This is a genomic window from Burkholderia sp. AW33-5, from assembly GCF_053427615.1.
Window position 1 is genome coordinate 1 of record NZ_JBSAXA010000093.1, and the last position, 601, is coordinate 601.

1 protein-coding gene is annotated in these 601 nt (G+C 58.2%); it reads left to right on the forward strand.

Annotated features, from left to right (window positions below):
• The coding region (locus ACV22V_RS32495; protein WP_448016832.1) for an RHS repeat-associated core domain-containing protein at positions 1-562 on the forward strand (562 nt) is incomplete at its 5' end.
• Between the last annotated feature and the right edge of the window lie 39 nt (positions 563-601).

The window sequence follows — 601 nt, forward strand, 5'->3', positions numbered from 1 at the left end:
ACTGGCGTGGTCGGCACGCTACCAGGCGTGGGGTGAAGCGCGGGAGGTGATCAGCGCGGCGGCGCGCAAGGCTGGAATCGCGAATCCGCTGCGCTTTGCGGGGCAGTACTTTGATCGCGAAACGGGGCTGCATTACAACCGGCATCGGTACTACGATCCGGGTAGTGGGCGGTTCGTTAGCAAGGACCCGATTGGGCTTGCGGGTGGGATCAACGTCTCCCAGTCCGCGCCGAATCCGATAAGCTGGATTGATCCTCTGGGCCTGACGTCTAAAACGCCTCCGGCTTGTGGATGCTTGGATTGGTCAAGGGCCAATCCAAGGACAGGAGAAACCGCACCTGAGTATGTGATGCGACATGGAGAGGACATGCCAAATAGGCAAGTCCCACGCGGCGTTTTTACTGACGATCCGATTGCAACAACCAATGCGGCATGGGATAAGGCAGTTCAACAAAGGGGTTTCTCCAACCGCGGGGCCAACGGTAACCTGGTTTATGACATTCCTTATCCAGAAGTGGGTTTGCAGAGGGAATTCCAGGGGCTGCAGCGGGCCTGTGGCTGAGGACGCGATCGACGAGCGAATTGAAGACTGGCGGTTTGA